General features: G+C 73.5%; 22 protein-coding genes. 15 read left to right on the top strand and 7 right to left on the bottom strand.

Annotation, left to right across the window (positions count from 1 at the left end; genetic code table 11):
- Window positions 1-398: 398 nt before the first annotated feature.
- A complete protein-coding gene (locus tag ACLQ22_RS23580) occupies window positions 399-1,388 on the top strand; it encodes a sigma-70 family RNA polymerase sigma factor (RefSeq protein WP_199729496.1) in 990 nt (329 codons plus the stop codon).
- 70 nt (window positions 1,389-1,458) lie between these two features.
- On the opposite strand, the gene ACLQ22_RS23575 is transcribed toward ACLQ22_RS23580, so the two are convergent.
- The gene (locus tag ACLQ22_RS23575; protein WP_425694223.1) at window positions 1,459-2,433 is read right to left on the bottom strand and encodes an NlpC/P60 family protein; all 975 of its coding nucleotides are present in this window, start codon (window positions 2,431-2,433) and stop codon (window positions 1,459-1,461) included.
- 587 nt (window positions 2,434-3,020) lie between these two features.
- On the opposite strand from ACLQ22_RS23575, the gene ACLQ22_RS23570 reads away from it, so the two are divergent.
- Complete coding sequence (locus tag ACLQ22_RS23570; RefSeq protein WP_425694222.1) at window positions 3,021-3,455, top strand: DUF6232 family protein; 435 nt, start codon at window positions 3,021-3,023, stop codon at window positions 3,453-3,455.
- 6 nt (window positions 3,456-3,461) lie between these two features.
- Here ACLQ22_RS23570 and ACLQ22_RS23565 read toward each other — a convergent pair whose 3' ends face one another.
- Together ACLQ22_RS23565 and ACLQ22_RS23560 are read right to left on the bottom strand one after the other, a co-directional pair.
- Window positions 3,462-3,791, bottom strand: coding sequence for a DUF3817 domain-containing protein (locus ACLQ22_RS23565; protein ID WP_121399519.1), 330 nt, complete (start codon window positions 3,789-3,791; stop codon window positions 3,462-3,464).
- 26 nt (window positions 3,792-3,817) lie between these two features.
- A complete protein-coding gene (locus ACLQ22_RS23560) occupies window positions 3,818-4,252 on the bottom strand; it encodes a hypothetical protein (RefSeq protein WP_425694221.1) in 435 nt (144 codons plus the stop codon).
- Window positions 4,253-4,374: 122 nt separating this feature from the next.
- Here ACLQ22_RS23560 and ACLQ22_RS23555 point away from each other — a divergent pair, with 122 nt between their 5' ends.
- The 3 genes from ACLQ22_RS23555 to ACLQ22_RS23545 are packed head-to-tail and all read left to right on the top strand — an operon-like array spanning window position 4,375 to window position 5,594.
- A complete protein-coding gene (locus ACLQ22_RS23555; RefSeq protein WP_121400100.1) occupies window positions 4,375-4,701 on the top strand; it encodes a DUF6158 family protein in 327 nt (108 codons plus the stop codon).
- Window positions 4,701-5,021, top strand: coding sequence for a hypothetical protein (locus ACLQ22_RS23550; protein WP_366644226.1), 321 nt, complete (start codon window positions 4,701-4,703; stop codon window positions 5,019-5,021). The genes ACLQ22_RS23555 and ACLQ22_RS23550 overlap by 1 nt, the downstream gene beginning before the upstream one ends.
- A 36-nt stretch (window positions 5,022-5,057) precedes the next feature.
- The gene (locus tag ACLQ22_RS23545; RefSeq protein WP_132239401.1) at window positions 5,058-5,594 is read left to right on the top strand and encodes a DUF1360 domain-containing protein; all 537 of its coding nucleotides are present in this window, start codon (window positions 5,058-5,060) and stop codon (window positions 5,592-5,594) included.
- A 199-nt stretch (window positions 5,595-5,793) separates the two neighbouring features.
- On the opposite strand, the gene ACLQ22_RS23540 is transcribed toward ACLQ22_RS23545, so the two are convergent.
- The 3 genes from ACLQ22_RS23540 to ACLQ22_RS23530 all read right to left on the bottom strand — a co-directional run bounded on the left by ACLQ22_RS23540 (window position 5,794) and on the right by ACLQ22_RS23530 (window position 8,125).
- Entirely contained in the window at window positions 5,794-6,003 is a 210-nt protein-coding gene (locus ACLQ22_RS23540; protein WP_121399515.1) for a hypothetical protein, read from the bottom strand.
- Between the two features lie 134 nt (window positions 6,004-6,137).
- Entirely contained in the window at window positions 6,138-6,386 is a 249-nt protein-coding gene (locus tag ACLQ22_RS23535) for a hypothetical protein (protein WP_199729530.1), read from the bottom strand.
- A 641-nt stretch (window positions 6,387-7,027) separates the two neighbouring features.
- Window positions 7,028-8,125: a 3-deoxy-7-phosphoheptulonate synthase gene (locus ACLQ22_RS23530; RefSeq protein WP_425694281.1), complete on the bottom strand. Its 1,098-nt coding sequence runs from the start codon at window positions 8,123-8,125 to the stop codon at window positions 7,028-7,030.
- A 304-nt stretch (window positions 8,126-8,429) separates the two neighbouring features.
- On the opposite strand from ACLQ22_RS23530, the gene ACLQ22_RS23525 reads away from it, so the two are divergent.
- Entirely contained in the window at window positions 8,430-9,584 is a 1,155-nt protein-coding gene (locus tag ACLQ22_RS23525; RefSeq protein ID WP_425694220.1) for an alkaline phosphatase PhoX, read from the top strand.
- 87 nt (window positions 9,585-9,671) lie between these two features.
- Window positions 9,672-9,887, top strand: a complete 216-nt coding sequence (locus ACLQ22_RS23520) for a hypothetical protein (protein WP_101415193.1) — start codon at window positions 9,672-9,674, stop codon at window positions 9,885-9,887.
- On the opposite strand, the gene ACLQ22_RS23515 is transcribed toward ACLQ22_RS23520, so the two are convergent.
- Entirely contained in the window at window positions 9,854-10,594 is a 741-nt protein-coding gene (locus ACLQ22_RS23515) for a phosphodiesterase (RefSeq protein ID WP_425694219.1), read from the bottom strand. The two genes, ACLQ22_RS23520 and ACLQ22_RS23515, sit on opposite strands and share 34 nt — an antisense overlap.
- An 88-nt stretch (window positions 10,595-10,682) precedes the next feature.
- On the opposite strand from ACLQ22_RS23515, the gene ACLQ22_RS23510 reads away from it, so the two are divergent.
- From ACLQ22_RS23510 to ACLQ22_RS23475, 8 genes are all read left to right on the top strand, one after another.
- On the top strand, window positions 10,683-11,975 hold the full coding sequence (locus tag ACLQ22_RS23510) for a M16 family metallopeptidase (RefSeq protein ID WP_121399510.1): 1,293 nt from the start codon (window positions 10,683-10,685) through the stop codon (window positions 11,973-11,975).
- Entirely contained in the window at window positions 11,975-13,321 is a 1,347-nt protein-coding gene (locus tag ACLQ22_RS23505) for a M16 family metallopeptidase (RefSeq protein ID WP_425694218.1), read from the top strand. Before ACLQ22_RS23510 ends, ACLQ22_RS23505 begins: the two co-directional genes overlap by 1 nt.
- Before the next feature lie 259 nt (window positions 13,322-13,580).
- Entirely contained in the window at window positions 13,581-14,606 is a 1,026-nt protein-coding gene (locus ACLQ22_RS23500; RefSeq protein WP_425694217.1) for an aspartate-semialdehyde dehydrogenase, read from the top strand.
- A gap of 156 nt (window positions 14,607-14,762) precedes the next feature.
- Window positions 14,763-15,203, top strand: coding sequence for a PPOX class F420-dependent oxidoreductase (locus ACLQ22_RS23495; protein WP_425694216.1), 441 nt, complete (start codon window positions 14,763-14,765; stop codon window positions 15,201-15,203).
- Between the two features lie 76 nt (window positions 15,204-15,279).
- Window positions 15,280-15,696 (top strand): CBS domain-containing protein, encoded by a 417-nt coding sequence (locus tag ACLQ22_RS23490; RefSeq protein WP_121399506.1) that lies wholly within the window; start codon window positions 15,280-15,282, stop codon window positions 15,694-15,696.
- Window positions 15,697-15,918: 222 nt separating this feature from the next.
- Window positions 15,919-16,521 (top strand): hypothetical protein, encoded by a 603-nt coding sequence (locus ACLQ22_RS23485; RefSeq protein ID WP_425694215.1) that lies wholly within the window; start codon window positions 15,919-15,921, stop codon window positions 16,519-16,521.
- Window positions 16,522-16,664: 143 nt separating this feature from the next.
- Window positions 16,665-17,042 carry an SCP2 sterol-binding domain-containing protein gene (locus tag ACLQ22_RS23480; RefSeq protein ID WP_425694214.1) on the top strand — a complete coding sequence of 126 codons (378 nt, stop codon included), beginning with the start codon at window positions 16,665-16,667 and terminating at the stop codon, window positions 17,040-17,042.
- Window positions 17,042-19,102 (top strand): glycogen debranching N-terminal domain-containing protein, encoded by a 2,061-nt coding sequence (locus ACLQ22_RS23475; RefSeq protein ID WP_425694213.1) that lies wholly within the window; start codon window positions 17,042-17,044, stop codon window positions 19,100-19,102. Before ACLQ22_RS23480 ends, ACLQ22_RS23475 begins: the two co-directional genes overlap by 1 nt.
- Window positions 19,103-19,249: the final 147 nt, after the last annotated feature.

The following is a 19,249-nucleotide window of genomic DNA, read 5'->3' as shown; positions in this document are numbered from 1 at the left end:
TCACGTACGGGCATGGGCCCGCTGCCCGGATTGTTCACCGGGGGGTGGGGTATTAGCACGGGCGTGGATGAACCGACCGGTCCACTTGTGCGTGTCTCCGCAGTGACCAGGATCGCAGCACGACGGTGACCCGGGTCGCTGCGTCCGCGGGCGTGGCGGTGCTGCCATGGACCGGGACACGTCGACACGTCGATCCGTCGTCCCTGGCGTGGTGCCCATCGGAGAGCCGCCACCCGGGGTGCTGACAGCAAACATGGACCGCGCTCTCAGCGGATTATCAGGCATTCGTGACACTTTCGACTCACGACATGGAATCCCCGGCGCGTCTCAACTGTTGTGTAGGTGTCAGCACCGGTGGGCACAGCGGAAGTTACGGGGGAGGGCTGATGGACGTGGGGATGGCAAGGAACCGGGCAACCGGCGCGAGCGAGGGGACCGTGGGCAACGTGGACAAGAACATCGGCATGCGAACCGACGAGGTTGCCGAGGAGCGCGACCTGGTCGGCGTCTACCTTCACGAGATCTCCCGGACGCCACTGCTGGACGCCGCCAAGGAGGTGGACCTCTCCAAGGCCATCGAGGCCGGCCTCTACGCCGAGCACCTGCTCGGTGAGGACCGCGTCCCCGCCGGCGCCGACCGGGACGACCTGGAGCGGCTGGTCGCCGAGGGTGAGCGGGCCAAGGACCTGTTCATCCGGGCCAACCTGCGGCTGGTCGTGTCGATCGCCCGCCGCTACGTGCGTTCGGGCATGCCCATGCTGGACCTGATCCAGGAGGGCAACACCGGCCTGGTGCGGGCGGTCGAGAAGTTCGACTACGTGCGCGGCTACAAGTTCTCCACCTACGCGACCTGGTGGATCCGCCAGGCGATCAGCCGGGCGATCGCCCAGCAGGAGCGCACCGTGCGACTGCCGGTGCACCTGGTCGAGGACGTCAACCGGATGCGCAACGTGGCCCGGCAGCTCACCCGCGAGCTGGGCAGCGACCCGGAGCCGGAGCAGATCGCGGCGTCCCTCGGGGTCACCGTCGAGCGGGTCAACGAGCTGGTCCGCTGGTCGCAGGACACCGTCTCGCTGGACACCCCGGTGGGCGACGACGGCGACACCAACCTCGGTGACCTGGTCGCCGACAGCGACGCGCCGTCGCCGGAGGAGATCGTCCTGACGGGGCTGGAGCGGCAGCGGATCGAGGGTCTGCTCAACCACCTCGACGACCGTTCGGCCGGCATCATGCGGGCCCGCTACGGGCTCGAGGACGGCCGGGAGCACTCCCTCACCGAGGTGGCCTCGCGGTTCTCGCTCTCCCGGGAGCGGATCCGGCAGCTGGAGATCCAGGCGCTCGGCCGGCTCCGCGAGCTGGCCCGGGCCGAGGGGCTACAGGCAGCCTGAGCAGGGTAGGAACAACGGCGAACGGCCGGCGTCCGATAGGGGGACGCCGGCCGTTCGCCGTTCTGCCGGGTCAGCGGACCCGACCGTAGCCCTGGATGGGCATCAGGTTCATGCCCCGTTTGAGCACGTTACGCCCGGCGCTCGGCGCGTCGATCACCTGTCCGCCGCCGACGTAGAGGCCCACGTGCCCGAGCCCGCTGTAGAAGACGAGGTCGCCGGGGCGCAGCTCGCTCCGGCTGATGTGGGCCACCGCGCCCCACTGCATCCGGGTGTTGTGCGGCAGCGACTTGCCGGCCGCCCGCCAGGCCGCCGAGGTCAGGCCCGAGCAGTCGTAGCCGTTCGGCCCGTCGGCGCCCCAGACGTACGGCTTGCCGAGCGCGCCGTACGCGTACCGCACCGCGACGCCGGCCCGGCCGGAGACCGCCGGCGCCTCCTTCGCGCTGTCGGGTCGGGCCGCCGGCTTCTCGGTGGCGCGGCCGTACGCCTGCCGGCGCAGCTCGTAGAGCTCGGCCAGGTCGCGCTCGATCCGCTTCTTCGCGGCGGTCATCTCGCGGGCCTGCGCCGCCTGCCGGCCCAGCGTGACCTCCAGCCGGGTCTTCTCGTCGAGCAGCCGGCGCTGGTTGCCCGTGAAGTTCGAGATCTTCTCCTGCCGCTGCCGCGTGAGCTGGTCGAGCATGCCCAGCCGGTCGAGTAGGGTGTCGGCGCCGCCGGGACGCAGCAGCGCCTCCGCGGTGGTCAGGTTGCTGCCGGTCTTGTACGCGGTCACCGCCATCTCGCCGACGTCCGCCCGGCTCCGTTCGGTCTCCTGCTCCAGCGGACCGATCCGGCTCTGCACCCGTGCCACGGCGGCCTGGTTGGTCTTGATCTCCTCCCGGAGCTTGTTGTACGCCTCGACGACGTGTTCCAGCTTCGCGGAGGAGTTCTCGATCCGCCGGGTCAGCTCGGCGGGGGACGGTTCGGCCCGGGCGGGTACCGCCGGTGCGAGCAGCGTGGCCGACACCACGGCGACCGCCAGGGCGCGCAGCGTGTTCCTGAGGGACGACAAGAGCGGAAGGCTCCTCTCCCACCGGCCGCCGCGGGCTGCTGACGCCCCCGGCGACACCGGGCCGGTGCTGTCCGGGTGGACGGCGATCGACCGGGCCGGCCCGGACAACCTAACCCGGGGCAGGAGTGATGCGCAGTTGAAGCAGGGTCGAATGTTGGCCGAGTGACGGAAATTGTTGATCACGAGGGGGGCGGTGCGTGATCGACTCCTCCGGCCCGCCGCAGTAGGCAGCGGCTAATGTCGGCGATCGGGCGATCCATGCCGTTCGTCGTTGTCGACACATGCCGCCGCAACCTGAGCCGTTATGACCGACAAGACCGACATGGCGGTCGGAACCGGCGGGGCACGCGATCGCGGCCCTCGGACGCGAACCGAAATCGCCGTCCGGGCTGGCACGTGCGCCACACAATGAAGCGCGCAGCCGGGAATCCCGTCGACCGGCACGATGCGGGACCGTCGACGGAACCGACCCGGCACCAGCCGCGGGAGGTAGAACCGTGAACCCTCAAGGCGCCACCCGACAGACGCGGTCATCGCGGACGACCGCGCGGAAGAACACCCTCCTCTACGCCCGACCCGGGATCATCGTGACGGTCGACCGGTTCACCGTCGGCCGCAACAGCTGGCAGGTCACCGAGCTGACCCACCTGCAGACCGGCCGCGGCCCGCACGACCGCGTCGCGGTACGGGCCGTCCTGGTCACCGGCGCCATGATCGGCGGCGTCGGCCTGCTGCTCGGCTTCACCGGCGGGCTGCAACGGCTCACCGCGGGGGCGTACCTCGTCCTGGGCCTGGTGTTCCTGCTGCCGGTGCTGGTCGCGCTGGCGGGGGACCGGTGGCGACCGCCCGCGTACGAGCTGTGGGGCCGGCGCCGGGGCGAACGGGTGCTGCTGTTCAGCAGCGACGACGAGCGGCAGTTCGGCCAGGTCACCCGGGCCCTGCGCCGGGCCCGGGAGATGAACCGGTACGGCGGCTGGGAGGACCCGCTCGCCTCGGTCGACCCGTGGCGGCCCACCCGGTAGCCGGGGTCAGCCGGCCACCGGCTCCGGGGTGCGCCCGGACTGCTCCGCCGTCACCCAGGAGCTGACCCGGCGCTCCGCGTAGAAGGAGACGAACGGCACCGTGCCGGCCAGCATCACCAGGACCATCCGCTTCAGCGGCCAGCCGGCCCGGCGGGACAGGTCGAAGGCGGCCAGCAGGTAGAGCATGTAGAGGAAACCGTGCGCCTGGCCCACGGTCTCCACCAGGATCGGGTCGTCGAAGCCGTACTTCATCGGCATGCCGATCACGACCAGCAGGATCAGCGCCACGCCGACGATCCAGGCGATGACTCGGTACCGGGTCAGGGCTGCGCCCACCGTCGTCCGTCCTTTCGCGCCCGGCCTCAGCCGGGGTAGTCACCGGGCTTGGCGCCCGGGTTGTCGTTCAGCCATTGCAGGTAGTGGTTGTAGGCGGCCAGGTCGCCGTCGTCGCCGCCGTCGGCAGCCGCGGACACGCGGGCGACCCGCACGGGTCGGCGTACGACCGGGCGCGTCGCGGCGGCCTGCGGGGCGTCGGCCGGTCGCGTCCCGGCGGCGGTCGACGCCTCCTCGGGCGCGGCGGCCGCCGCCGGCCCACGCAGCGCGTGCCGGACCTCACGCCACCAGACGAAGACCACGAAGCCCGCGAAGATCGGCCACTCGACCGCGTAGCCCCAGCTGATCGCGTTGCCGGCGGCGGCCCGGCTGACCTGCCACCAGCCCAGCCCCAGGAAACCGGTGACGAGCACGACCATGGCCACGTGGCGCGCGATCCACGCCGGGGTCCAGAGCCGTTTCATGGCATCGAGAGTACCGGGGGCCGCCGGGGTCTCCGACGCGGCGTCGTAGGCGCGGGGAGGGTTTGGTGCCCTGCGGTGTGGGCATCCGTCTAGACGCGAGCCCAAACCAGAGCAGGGGGTCGATCATGACGGGATCGGTACGGCAGGACGACTTCGGCAGCCCGGAGCAGCGGATGCCCGAGTGGGACGGCGACCATGTCCACGACAGGGCCTCCGGCGAGGCGGATCCGCCCGACGGCGAGCTGCTCGGCGTCGACCCCGCCGAACTGGCCGACGAGGACCTGATCCGGGAGATGCACAGCCTGCACCGCACCCGCCTGGACACCCTGCGCCACGCGGCGGACTCCGCGCTCGCCAACCACCTGCGGCGCACCGCCGAGCTGGAGACCGAGTACCTCGCCCGGCACCCCGGCCGCGAGGTCGACCCGAACCGGCTGCGGGACGCGTGATGGCGTCCGCCGAGCGCGGGATGTCCGCGCCGCCGGAGGTGGTGTTCAACACCGCCACCGACCCCGCCCGGGCGTCGGCGTGGCTGCCCGAGCCGCTGCGGGCCGACGGCAGCCCGGCGGACGAGGTCAGCGCGGAGGAACTGCGGGCCCGGTGGAGCGCCGCCGAGGAGTGGTCGGCCGAGATCCGGGTGGAGCCCGCCCAGGCGGGCGGTGCCCGGACGCGGCTCGACCTCACCGGCGGTCCGGACGCCGGGCGCCTGGCCGACGAGGCGCTGGACAGCCTCGCCCGCGAGGTGGCCGACAACCTGCAGGCCGGCTGAGCCGGCCCGCACCACCGAGAAGACCGAGGAGACCGGGTGACCGCCCTGAAGGAGAAGGTGGCGCGGCTGCGCCAGGCGTACGCGCCGCACGAGCACCGGCCGCTGGGCGGCTACCTGGCGGCGATGGGCACCTACGCCGGGGTGACCGCCGGCATCGCCGGCCTGGTCCGGGCGACCGGCCGCCCGGTGCCCGAGCGTCCCGCCCCGGCCGACGTGGTGCTGCTGAGCATCGCCACCCACAAGCTCAGCCGGCTGCTGACGAAGGACGCGGTGACGAGCCCCTTGCGGGCGCCGTTCACCCGCTACGACAAGCCGATCGGCAGCGGCGAGGTGATGGAGCAGGTCCGCGACCAGGGCAGCTCCACCCGGCACGCGATCGGGGAGCTGCTGAGCTGCCCGTTCTGCCTCGCCGTCTGGGTCGCCACCGGGTTCACCGGCGGGCTGGTGCTCGCCCCCCGGCTGACCCGCCTGGTGGCGACCGCGCTGACCGCCGTGGCCGCCTCGGACTTCCTTCAGATGGCGTACGCGGTGGCGCAGCAGGCCGCCGAGGGCGGCGACCACGACGAGGACTGAGGACGTACGACGAAGGGGGCCGGCGCTTGAGCCGGCCCCCTTCGTCGTGCCTCTGCTTCGTCGCTGGACTGTGCTTCGTCGTGCCTGTGCCTGTTGTGCCCGGCGCGCCGGTTGTCTCGGCTCCGCCCGGCGGCCCGGGACGCTGTCGTGGCCCTGCCGGGGCGCCGGGTCGGCGTGTGCGGTGATCGTCGCCGCCGCGTCAGGTCGGGGTCGTGCCGTGGTCCTCGCCGGCCCAGCCACGGGAGGCCTCCGGCTCGCGCTCGTCGGCGTCCGCCCCGGTGATGATGTCCCGGTCGACCGCGGTGCGGTCGTGCTCGTTGGCGAAGTCGGGCTCCGGCAGCGTGTCCCGGCCCTCGGGGGGCTGACCGAGCGCCGGCAGCTTCTCGTGCTCTTCCTCGTGGTGGGACATCTCGCTCTCCTCACTGCTCGTCGGCCTCCGGTGCGGAAGGCCGTCCGCCCCCGGGGGACGGGTGGGCGGCGGTATCGCCCCACGACGGGTCGCCACGGCCCGTCAGGGCCGTGCCGGTCCCGGGCCGCCGGGCGTCAGGTGACCGAACCGCCGAGCAGGTCGGCCACCTCGTCCACGGCGTACTCGCCCTCGGGCAGGGCGGCCATGCGGGTGAGAAGCTGCGCGGGAAGCTCGGCGGCGACGGCCCGGCGGTAGATGTCCGCCTGGCTGATCCGCTCCTGGCCGTGGTAGAGATCCTCAAGGAGGTCGTCGAGGCGCCGGATGTCCGGCTCCTCGGTCACGGGCGCGTCCGTCACGGGTGCGTCGTCGGTCACGACGGTCAGCTACCCGCGTCCGAACCGGTCAAACGTCACCGCCTCGCCGTCCACGGGTCCGCGCCACCGCACTGACGGTCCCCGCGCCACCGCACTGACGGTCCCCGCGCCACCGCACTGACGGTCCCCGCGCCAGGCCGACGGTGCCCGTGGCCGTGCCGGCGGTGCCCGCGCCGTGCTGACGGCACCCGCGGTGCCGAGGGCGGCGGTCCGGGGGTGGGTCCGGCGGCGGTGCCCGCGGTGCCCGCGCTGTGCCCGGCCGACGCGGAGTCGCCACCGGCCTGTGACGGCGGTCACGGCGGGGACCCGGAACACCGGCGGCGGGTCGCCGGTTGAGTGAGGTGTCGGTGTGTCCAGTGTCCCCGGGCCTCACCTAATTGCCTTCGCGGAATACCGTCCGGCTGGAGCCGCGTCGTGCCACTCGCCGAGAGGCGACCTGCACACCGACACCGGTGCCGCCCCCGAGCCCTAGGGCCCGGGGGCGGCACTGTCCGTCTCCACCTCCCGCGCCGCCCCGCCCTCTCGCCCGCCGGCCTCGCGGCGATCATGAGGTTGGCGGCAGTGATGAAGATCGACTTCGCCGTTAACCTCATGATCACCCGGGGCGGGGCGGGGCGGGGCGGGGTGGGCGGGGGAGAGGTGGGGTGGGGTCAGGCGGGGGTGGGGGCGGGGGTTCGGCGGCGGGTGCGGACGGCGGCGGCCAGGTGGCTGAGGACCTCCTCGGTGGTGTCCCAGCCGATGCAGGCGTCGGTGACCGACTGGCCGTACGTCAGCTCGCGGGTCGGGTCGAGGTCCTGGCGGCCGGCCAGCAGGAAGCTCTCCAGCATGATCCCGACGATGCCGCGCTGGCCGGCGTCGAGCTGGGCGGCCACGTCGGCCGCCACCCTCGGCTGGTTGCGGTGGTCCTTGCCGCTGTTGGCGTGGCTCGCGTCGATCACCACGCGCTCGGGCAGGCCCGCCGCCCGCAACAGTTCCAGGGCGCCGGCCACCGACTCCGCGTCGTAGTTCGGCCGTCCGCCGCCGCCGCGCAGCACCAGGTGCCCGTCCGCGTTGCCCCGGGTGTGCAGGATCGCCGGCGTGCCGGAGACGTCGATGCCGGGGAAGACGTGCGGTACGCCGGCGGCCCGGATGGCGTCCACGGCGGTGCCGATGCTGCCGTCCGGGCGGTTCTTCATGCCGATCGGCATCGACAGGCCGGAGGCGAGCTGCCGGTGCACCTGGCTCTCCACCGTCCGCGCGCCGATCGCGCCCCACGCCACCGTGTCGGCGATGTACTGCGGGGTGATCGGGTCGAGGAACTCGCAGCCGACGGGGAGGCCCAGGCGCAGCACGTCGAGCAGGAGCGCGCGGGCGGTACGCAGGCCGGCGTTGACGTCGCCGGAACCGTCCAGCCCGGGGTCGTTGATCAGGCCCTTCCAGCCCACCGTCGAGCGCGGCTTCTCGAAGTAGACCCGCATCACCACCAACAGGTCGTCGGCCACCCGGGCGGCGGCGTCGCGCAGCAGGTGGGCGTACTCCAGGGCGGCGGCCGGGTCGTGCACCGAGCACGGGCCGACCACCACCAGCAGGCGGTCGTCGGCGCCGTCCAGCACCCGGCCGACCGCGCGTCGCCCGGCCAGTACGGCCGAGGCGAGCGTGTCGTCGAGGGGCAACTCGTGGTGCAGCAGGGCCGGGGTGGTCAGCGGCACGACACGGTCGATCCGCTGATCGCTGACCCGATCGGTCTCCGGGGTCGTCACGGTGGGAATCCTTCCGCCGACCGTGCCCCGGGGCCGGTGCCCGGGTCGAGCCGGCTGCTCGTACGCAAAAAGGCAGGAACGAGAGTTCCTGCCCGGCCGGCTCGAATGTGGTGACGTCAGATCATGGTGAAGTCACCGGCGTGCGAGCCGGCTGCCTAAACCATCGATACGAACGCGTCACGCGGCCCAGCGTACCCGACCGTGCGGGAAGGTCCACCCGGTCGTCGGGAAAGACTCGCTTCGCGTTCACCTTCGTCGATGCCTGCGACGGTAGTTTCATCGACACCGATCGCTGCATCTCCGGAGGTTTCCGATGGACCGTCGTACCGTCCTGCGTGCCACCGTCGTCGGCGGCGCCGCCGCCTTCGCCGGCAGTCTCTGGGCCGGCGCCGCCCAGGCCGCCCCTGCTCAGCCGGGCGCCAGCCCGTACGGGCCGCTCGGCGCGGCCGACGCCAACGGCATCCAACTGCCCGCCGGCTTCACCAGCCGGGTGATCGCCCGGTCCCGGCAGGCGGTGCCCGGCACGTCGTACACCTGGCACGACGCGCCCGACGGCGGCGCCTGCTTCGTCGCCGGCACCGGCTGGATCTACGTCTCGAACTCCGAGATCCTCACCACCGGTGGGGCGTCCGCGGTGCGCTTCGCCGCCGACGGCAGCGTCGTCTCGGCGTACCGCATCCTGTCGAACACCAACCGCAACTGCGCGGGCGGCGCGACCCCGTGGGGGACCTGGCTCTCCGGCGAGGAGGTCAGCCGGGGATACGTCTACGAGACGTACCCCGAGGGCGGCCGGGCCGGCGTGCGGCGGGCCGCGATGGGCCGGTTCAACCACGAGGCCGCCGCCTGCGACCCGGACCGCCGGGTCGTCTACCTCACCGAGGATGAGACCAGCGGCTGCTTCTACCGGTTCCGGCCGACCACCTGGGGCGACCTCTCCGCCGGCACCCTGGAGGTGCTGGTCGCGGGCACGGGCACCAGCGGCCCGGTGAGCTGGGCGCGGGTGCCCGACCCGGACGGCTCGCCCACACTCACCCGCGACCAGGTCGCCGGGGCGAAGAGGTTCAACGGCGGCGAGGGCTGCTGGTACGCCGGCGGCACCTGCTGGTTCACCACCAAGGGCGACAACCGGGTCTGGGCCTACGACGCGGTCAACCAGCGCATCGACCTGGCGTACGACGACTCGCTGGTCTCCGGGACGGCGCCGCTGACCGGGGTGGACAACATCACCGGGGCCCGCTCGGGCGACCTCTACGTCGCCGAGGACGGCGGCAACATGGAGATCAACGTGATCACGCCGGCCGGGGTGGTCGCCCCGTTCCTGCGGATCACCGGCCAGTCCTCGTCGGAGATCTGCGGGCCGGCGTTCTCGCCCGACGGCAGCCGGTTCTACTTCTCGTCGCAGCGCGGCACGTCCGGCTCCTCCTCGGGTGGCATCACCTACGAGGTGCGCGGACCGTTCCGCTCCTGAGCGGCCCGCCTCCGCCCGCGCCCGCCCGGCCGGGTCGGTCGCGATCATGCGGCGTGCCGGAGGCGGCGGCGGGGTATGTGGGCGGTCATGAGTCACGAGCAGAGCGACCAGGAACGGGTGGAGTCCCGCGCACACCTCCTGCCGGAGGAGGCGGCGGCCGGCAGCGACGACCCCCACGCGCAGGCGGAGGCCATCCTCGCCGAGTCCGACCTCCGGGAGGAGGACCGCAACGCCGCCCCCGACACCGTGCTGGAGCGGCGTACCTCCGATCAGACGGTGACCCCCATCGAGCCCCCCGACTGAGCCACTGCCCCTCGGGCCCGTCGCGAGCCCCGGTAGCTGTGCTCCCGCAGCCAGGCGACCGGGCCGACCGCCCGCAGCCCCGGCGGCAGGTTGTCGATCGGGTCGAAGGCCAGCGCCGCGTCCTCCCGGGCGCTGAGCTGGGCACCGAGGCTGACCTGCCCGAACGGACGCCACGGTCCGACGGCGGACGCGACCGCGAGCACCAGGCGCGGCGCGTCCGCCCGGGCCGCGGCGGCCACCTCGGCCAGGCTGCGGCCCAGGTCGGGCGACTCCGGGTCGGCCAGCGCGGCCAGGAAGAGCCGCCGCCGGCCCGCGCGCAACGGCATGATCGTGCTGTACGTCCCCGCGAAGCGCCGCCGGGGCAGCGGCAGGTTCCGCAGCAGCGGCGCGGCCCCGCTGGAGCTGACCAGCAGGTCGAACGGCCGGCCACCGTCGCGGTGCAGCCGCACGGCCAGCCCCAGCACGTCCGGCCAGCCGCCCGGGGTGGGCACGCCCTTGGAGAGCCGGACGGTCGCCCGGAAGCGACCCGGACCGTCCAGCAGCGGTACCCCGGTCGGCGGTCCCGACGTACCCCAGACGACGACCTCGCCCGCGAACGAGCGGCCCGCGGGATGCAGGAGGCGGGCCCGGCGCAGCCGGGTCAGGGCGGCGGTCGCGCGGTCGACCGCGACGGCGGCCCGGTCGGTCACGGTGGCGGCAGGCGGCATCCTCCCCCGGTACCCGGCCGCCGGCGGTCGATGCCTCGCCGCGTGCGGCGCGTCCCTTCCCGCGCACCTGATCGGATAGCGTCGTGCCATGCCCGACAGCGGTTACCCCTGGCCCATCGAGACCACCCGACTGGACAACGGCCTGCGCGTGGTGGTGAGTGAGGACCGCACCGCCCCCGCGGTCGCCGTGAACCTCTGGTACGACGTCGGCTCCCGGCACGAGCCCGAGGGGCAGACCGGTTTCGCGCACCTCTTCGAGCACCTGATGTTCGAGGGCTCGGTCAACGTGGCGAAGACCGAACACATGAAGCTGGTGCAGGGCGCGGGCGGCTCGCTCAACGCCACCACCAACCCGGACCGCACCAACTACTTCGAGACCGTCCCCGCCGAGCACCTGGAACTGGCGCTGTGGCTGGAGGCGGACCGGATGGGCGGCCTGGTCCCCGCGCTGACCCAGGAGACGCTGGACAACCAGCGGGACGTGGTCAAGAACGAGCGGCGCCAGCGCTACGACAACGTGCCCTACGGCGACGCCTGGCTGCGGCTGCTGCCGCTGCTCTACCCGCCCGGGCATCCCTACCACCACGCCACGATCGGGTCGATGGCCGACCTGAACGCCGCCGACCTGGGCACCTTCCAGGCGTTCCACCGGACGTACTACGCGCCGAACAACGCCGTGCTCACCGTCGTGGGCGACGCCTCGGCCGCCGAGGTGTTCGCGCTGGCCGACAAGTACTTCGGCGCGATCCCGCCCCGCGCGGAGATCCCGCCCGCGCCGGACGGCCGGACCGTCCCGGCCACCGGCCGACCCGCCGTGGAGACGGTCACCGCCGAGGTGCCGGCGCCGCGCGTCTACGTCGCGCACCGCACCCACCCCTTCGGCAGCCCCGGCTACGACGTGATGACGGTGCTCGCCACCGTCCTGGGCAGCGGCCGGGGCAGCCGCCTCTACCAGCGCCTCGCCGACGGTGAGCGGATCGCCCAGCCCGACCTGGTCGGGGCGTACGGCGTGGACCTGGCGCACGCCCCCGCGCCGCTGATCGCCACCGCCACGGCCCGCCCCGGGGTGAGCGCCGAACGACTCGGCGCCGGGCTGGCCGAGGTGGTCGACGAGTTGGCCACCGTCCCCGTCACCACCACTGAGCTGGACCGGGCCAAGTCCCTGCTGAGCACCTCGTGGTGGCGGCAGATGGCCACGGTGGACGGCCGGGCGGACACGCTCGGGCGCTACGCCACCCAGTTCGGCGACCCGGCGAAGGCCGCGGAGCGGCTGCCGGCCTGGCTCGCGGTGACCGCCGAGCAGATCGCCGAGGCCGCCGCCGAGGTGCTCGCCGCCGACGACCGGGTGACCCTGACCTACCTGCCCGAGGAGAAGCCCTGATGACGCTGATCGCCGACCGTCCCGGGCCCGGCGCCGCCCGCCCGTACCGGTTCCCGCAGGTGGTCCGCCGCACCGTGGCGGGTGGTCAGGTGGTCGCCGCGCACCTGCCCGGGCAGAACCTGGCCGTGGCCCTGCTGCTGCTCGACGCGGGCGCCGGCCGCGAGCCGACCGGCAAGGAGGGGCTCGGCGCGGTGCTCGCCAAGGCCCTGGAGGAGGGGACCGCGCAGCGCGACGCGACGGCGTACGCGCTGGCGATCGAAGGGCTCGGCACCGAGCTGGTGATCGGGCTGGACTGGGACTCCTTCCAGGTCAGCGTGCAGGTGCCGGTGGAGCGGCTGAACGCCGCCGTGGAGCTGCTCGCCGAGGCGGTGCGCACCCCGAAGCTGGACCCGGACGACGTCCGGCGGGTCCGCGACGACGAGGCGACCGCGCTGCGGATGGACTGGGCCAACCCCGGCCCGCGGGCCGACGCGGCGCTGCGCGCTGACCTGTTCGGCGCCGGTAACCGCTGGGGCCGCCCCCTGTACGGCGACCCGGAGTCGGTGGCGGCGCTGGACGTCGAGGACGTCACGGTCTTCCACTCCGAGTGGTTCATCCGCCCGGGCACGCTGGTCGTCGCCGGCGACCTGGACCGGCTGGACCTGGACGCGCTCGGCGCGGCGGCGTTCGCCGGCACCGGCGGCGGGCCGGTCGACCGGGGCGGCCCGATCGAGGTGCCGACCCGCCCCGGCCGGCGGATCATCCTGGTGGACCGGCCCGGCTCGGTGCAGTCCACGCTGCGGCTGGGCCACCCGTCGCCGCACCGCTCCCACCCCGACCACGTGCCGATGACGCTCGCCGGCACGGTGCTCGGCGGGGCGTTCACCTCCCGGCTCAACCACCTGATCCGCGAGGTGCGCGGCTACACGTACGGCATCCGGGGCGACTTCGCCTCGTCCCGCCGCTTCGGCCGCTTCGGGGTCAGCTCCAGCGTGCAGACGGCGGTCACCGCGCCGGCCGTCGTCGAGGCGGTCGGCGAGATTACCCGTACCCGGGAGACCGGGGTGACCGACGAGGAGCTGGCGGTCGCGCGCTCCTGGCGGGCCGGGCAGCTCTCGGTCGAGTTGCAGAGCCCCCGGGCGATCGCCTCCGCGTTGACCACCCTGGTCGTGCACGACCTGCCGGACGACTACCACGCCCGGTTGCGCGAGTCGCTGCTTGCCGCCGACGTGGCGGAGGTCTCCGCGGCGGCCGCCACGCACCTGCGCCCGGAGGAGCTCACCCTCGTCGTGGAGGGCGACGCCGCGGTGATCCGCGACGAACTCGTCGCCACCGGCCTGGGCGAACTGGTCGAGCACGCCTCCTGACCGGCCCGGGGCGGTGTGACATCGGTCGCGCCGCCCCCGCCCGGTGCGGGTGGCCCGTCCGGGGCGGCCGGCGTGGATGCTTCGGCGGGCCGCCCCGCCGGCTGACGATCCTCCCGTCCCACCGGCCCTTCCGGCGGTGTCGTTCCGTCCCGGTCGCGGCCCGGGGTGGCCACGGCCACCGCCGGGCGGGAGCGCCGCCGGCCCCGGTGGGTGGGAAAGCGTTCCCGGTCGGGTCGCCGGGCTGGGTAGCCTCGCGGGCATGAGGATCGGCATTGTGGGGGCCACCGGCCAGGTCGGTGGCGTGATGCGGCAGGTGCTGGCGGAGCGGGAGTTCCCGGCGGAGCAGGTGCGGTTGTTCGCCTCGGCGCGGTCGGCCGGGCGCGCCCTGCCCTGGCGGGACGGCGAGGTGACCGTGGAGGACGCGGCCACCGCCGACTACTCCGGGCTCGACATCGTGCTCTTCTCCGCCGGCAAGGGCACCGCGAAGGAGCTCGCGCCCCGGGTCGCCGCCGCCGGCGCCGTCGTCATCGACAACTCCTCGGCGTTCCGCATGGACCCGGAGGTGCCGCTGGTCGTCGCCGAGGTCAACCCGCACGCCGCCGCCGTACGCCCCAAGGGGATCATCGCCAACCCGAACTGCACGACGATGGCCGCGATGCCCGTGCTGCGCCCGCTGCACGCCGAGGCGGAGCTGGTCAGCCTGGTCGTCTCGACGTACCAGGCGGTCTCCGGCGCCGGCCTGGCCGGCGTCGCCGAACTCGACGAGCAGGTCCGCAAGGTCGCCGAGCACGCCGCCGGTCTCGCCTTCGACGGCGCGGCCGTGGAGTTCCCGGCCCCCCGCTCGTTCGCCCGGCCGATCGCGTTCAACGTGCTCCCGCTCGCCGGCTCGATCGTCGACGACGGCAGCTTCGAGACCGACGAGGAGCAGAAGCTGCGCAACGAGAGCCGCCGCATCCTGGAGATCCCCGGGCTGCGCGTCTCCGGCACCTGCGTGCGGGTGCCCGTGTTCACCGGCCACTCGCTCCAGATCAACGCCCGCTTCGCCCGCCCGATCACCCCGCAGCGGGCCCGCGAGCTGCTCGACGGCGCCCCCGGCGTGGCGCTCGCCGACGTGCCGACCCCGTTGCAGGCCGCCGGCCAGGACCCGACCTACGTCGGGCGGATCCGCGCCGACGAGACCGTCGAGCACGGCCTCGCCCTGTTCTGCTCCAACGACAACCTGCGCAAGGGCGCCGCGCTCAACGCGGTGCAGCTCGCCGAGCTGGTCGCCGCCGAGCGCCGCTGACCATCGCGTCCTTCCCGGGCCCCCGCCGGATTCGGCGGGGGCCCGCCGCGTCCTCCGTCCGGCCCGCCGCGTCGGCGTTCGGCAGGCACGCGGGCGCGGCGGGGCGTCCGCCGTGGTTCGATGGGTACGCCGTGACCGGTCGAGCGGGAGGTTGCCGTGACGGACGACGAGACCCAGCGGGCGTTGACGGAGCTGATCGCCGGCCACCGGCTGGGGGTGCTGGCCACGCTCAAGCGGGACGGGCGTCCGCAGCTCTCCACCGTCATCTACGCCTTCGACAGCACGTCGGCCCTGATCCGCGTCTCGGTGACCGACGGCCGGGCCAAGACCGCCAACCTGCGCAGGGACCCGCGCGCCTCCTTCCACGTCGGCAGCGACGACGGCTGGGCGTACGCGGTCGCGGAGGGGCGCGCCGAGCTGACGCCGGTGGCCGCCGACCCGGACGACGCGACCGTGACGGAGCTGGTCGACCTCTACCGGGCGATCCAGGGTGAGCATCCGGACTGGGCCGACTACCGGCGGGCGATGGTCGCCGAGGGACGCCTCGTGCTCCGGCTGCACGTCGAGCGCCTCTACGGCCTCCCGCCGCGCGCCTGACCCGGGCCGGGGTCGCACGCGTTACCCCGTGCGGTCGGCGGGTAGACGGCGGTGCCGACACCGAGAGGGGAGCACCATGACAACGGTCGGAGAGTTCATGACGACCCGGTTGGTGACGATGGACGGCAACGACACGCTGACCGCCGCGGCGCAGGAGATGCGCGACAGCGCCATCGGCGACGTGGTGGTGACCGACGGCGACGACGTCATCGGCATCGTGACGGACCGGGACATCACGGTCCGGGGCGTGGCCGAGAACATGGACCCGAACTCGACCCCGCTCAACCGGATCACCAGCAAGGACGTGATCACGGTGAGCCAGCACGACGACGCGGTCGCGGCCGCCGACCTGATGCGGACGTACGCCGTGCGCCGGTTGCCGGTCATCGACGACGGGCGGCTGGTCGGCCTGGTCTCGATGGGTGACCTCGCCGTGGAGCGGGAACCGCAGTCGGTGCTCGCCGACATCAGCGCCGACGAACCGAACAACTGACCGTCCGCCGCGGCGCGCCGGCTCCCCGAAGCGGGAGCCGGCGTCGCGTCTTCACCGTGGGCGTGGCGTCGTCGCCCCGGCGTGATGGACCGCCAGTCCTATGATCCTGCCGTGTCTGCAGAACCCCCCACACCAGGCCGGAGCCAGCCGAGCGGATGGCCGCCCCAGCACCGATCCACGACGACGGCGCCGGCCGGGGCGCCGCCCACCCGTTCCGGACCCATGGCGGGAGCCTGGTCGGCCGGCAGGTCGATCACGACGACGATGCTGGTGGTGCTGCTCGGTCTGGTCGTGATCGCGCTGAACACCGCCGTCGCGTACGTGGCGGTGGGCGCGACGGTCGTCCCGATCATCACCGGCCTGCTTCTCTGCCTGGTCTTCGTGTTCGCCGTACGTCTGCTGCACCGGGCCGCGTGGCTGGCCTTCCTCGCGGTGCTTCCGGCGCTGTTCGTCCTCGTGGGGTCGGTGCAGCTCGCCCCTGAGGCGGTGCTGGAGGCGCGCGGCGTACGCCAGGAGGTGACCATCGTCGACGTGCAGGTCGTCGGCAAGCGGCACGAGTTCATGCTCCAGGGCGCCGACGGGCGCCTCGACGAGCCGCTGGTCCATCAGGGCAGCAACCCCGGCTACCGGGTCGGCGACAGGCTCGCCGTGCTCACCGATCCGGACGGGGTGGTCGACCTCGAGGCCGCCGACCGGGTCGACTCCGGCGGCATGCTGGCGGCACTGCTCCTCGGCGGCGTCGGCTGGACCGTCATCGCGCTGCTCGCCGGGTGGCGCGGCCACGTCCGCCGGTGGAAGGGCCGCCACGACACCCTGGTGATCTAGCCGATGCGCCCCGGAACGGGGAGCGGGCCGCACCGTCGCGACGCGCCGGACGGGCGACTCACCCCATCCGGGCGAGGTTGGCCCGGCACCGGACGGGGACCCCTTGCTCGGGACATTGACCGACGGGGGGAGGAGAGGACCCGATGGTGGACGCGACGACGAGGTTCTTCGAGGACCTCGACCGGCGGGGGTACGACCCCCTGCTGGCGAAGTCCTCCGGGACCCTGCGCCTGGACCTGCACGAGGGGGCGCACACGACGCACTGGCTGCTGCGGATCGACCACGGCCGGCTCCAGGTGAGCCGGGAGGACCAGGAGGCCGACACGGTGGTCGGGACCAGCCCCGAGCTCTTCGAGGAGCTCGCCGCCGGCCGCGAGCACGGGGTGGCGGCGCTGCTGCGGGGGGACATGACGGTGAGCGGGGACCTCCGACTGGTGGTGCAGATGGAGCGGCTCTTTCCCGGCCATCCGGACGCCCGTGGACCACGCCGGCACTTCGAGGTCCATCAGGAGGTGCGGTGATGGCGCAGAGCAACACGGTCCGGATCCTGGACGGCAGCACCTTCGTGGTGTCCGAGGACACCGGTGACATCGAGGCGACACCGAGCGAGCCGACCGGGTTCTTCTCCCTGGACACCCGGTACCTGTCGACGTGGGTGCTGACGGTGAACGGCGACCGGCTCACCCCCCTGTCGTACGACGACCTCCAGTACTACGAGGCCCGCTTCTTCCTGGTGCCGGGGATGGCGACGCACTACATCGACGCCAAGCTGTCGATCATCCGGGAGCGGGCGGTGGGGGGCAGTTTCCGGGAGACGCTCACCATCCTCAACCACGACGAGAAGCCGGTCGACCTGGAGATCAGGATGGAGGCGGCGTCCGACTTCGCCGACCTGTTCCAGGTCAAGGACGAGATCCTCAACAAGAAGGGCGAGATCTACACGGAGGTCGAGTCGGACCGGCTGCGCCTGGGTTACCGGCGGGGCAACTTCATCCGCGAGACGCTGATCTCCGCGTCCCCGGCGCCGCGGTACGACCGCAAGGGCTTCGCCTACTCCATCCACCTGCAGCCCAACGAGCGGTGGGAGTCCGAGATCGACGTCAAGACCATGGCGCTCTCCCCGGGCGGGCGGGACCTGCGGATGGGCCTGCGGGCGCACACCACCGAGCGGCTCGCCCTCAAGCACGACCTCGACGAGTGGATCGCCAGGGCCCCCAAGGTCAACAGCCAGCACGACCGGGTCGCCTCGACGTACCGGCGCAGCCTGATCGACCTGGCCGCGCTGCGCTTCTCGCCGCTCTCCCTCGGCGGGGCGTCGTTGCCGGCCGCCGGCCTGCCCTGGTTCATGACCATGTTCGGGCGGGACAGCATCCTGACCTGCCTGCAGACGCTGCCGTTCACGCCGGACCTGTCGAAGACCACGCTGCGGATCCTGGCCTCGCTCCAGGGCACCCGGTTCGACGACTTCCGCGACGAGGACCCGGGCCGGATCCTGCACGAGATGCGGTACGGCGAGACCGCCGCCTTCGAGGAACAGCCGCACTCGCCGTACTACGGGTCCGTGGACGCGACCCCGCTGTTCCTGGTGCTGCTCGACGAGTACGAGAAGTGGAGCGGGGACGTCGAGCTGGTCATGGAGCTGGAGCGGGAGTGCCGGGCCGCGCTGAAGTGGATCGACGACTACGCCGACCTGGTCGGCAGCGGCTACATCTGGTACGAGCGGCGCAACACCGACACCGGCCTGGAGAACCAGTGCTGGAAGGACTCCTGGGACTCCATCTCCTACCGGGACGGCAAGCTGCCGCCGTTCCCCCGGGCCACCTGCGAGGTGCAGGGGTACGCGTACGACGCGAAGCTGCGGGCCGCCCGCCTGGCGCGCGAGTTCTGGGGCGACCCGGACTTCGCCGACCGGCTGGAGCGGGAGGCGGCGGCGCTGAAGGAGCGGTTCAACCGGGACTTCTGGGTGGAGGACGGCCAGTACTACGCCCTGGCCCTGGACCCGGACGGCCGCCAGTGCGACGTGCTGAGCTCCAACATCGGTCACCTGCTCTGGAGCGGCATCGTCGACCACGACCGGGCCGAGAAGATCGCCGAGCACCTGGTCGGTCCCCGGCTCTTCACCGGCTGGGGGGTGCGGACGCTGGCCGAGGGCGAGGTCCGCTACAACCCGATCGGCTACCACAACGGCACGATCTGGCCGTTCGACAACTCGTTCATCGCCTGGGGCCTGCGCCGGTACGGCTTCGCCGAGGAGGCGGCGGTCATCGCCAACGGCATCCTCGACGCGGCCACCTACTTCGAGGGCCGGCTGCCGGAGGCGTTCGGGGGCTACCCCCGCGAGCTGACCAAGTTCCCGGTGGAGTACCCGACCGCGTGCAGCCCGCAGGCCTGGTCGACCGGCACGCCGCTGCTGCTGCTGCGGACCATGCTCGGCCTGGAGCCGCACGAGGGGCACCTCGCGGTGGAGCCCCGGCTGCCGATCGGGATGGGGCGGATCGAGGTGCTGGACATCCCGGGCCGGTGGGGCCGCGTCGACGCGTTCGCCCGGGGCCGCCTCGACATGCACCGGCTCACCGACTAGCGCGGGCCCGGCTCCCGCGGGGGCCGGCGGCGACCGGGCGGACCGGGCGCCGCCGGCCTCCCGCGACCGGGGGCCGGCCCGCACGGGCGGGCGGGAGCGGGCCGGGCGCGGCGGCCCGGCGGGTCGGCATGGGGTTCAGCCGGGCAG

It is taken from the genome of Micromonospora sp. DT178 (assembly GCF_049841695.1).
Taxonomy (GTDB): Bacteria; Actinomycetota; Actinomycetes; order Mycobacteriales; family Micromonosporaceae; genus Micromonospora.
Note: the sequence above shows the minus strand (reverse complement) of the source record. Positions and strands in the feature narration are given on the sequence as shown.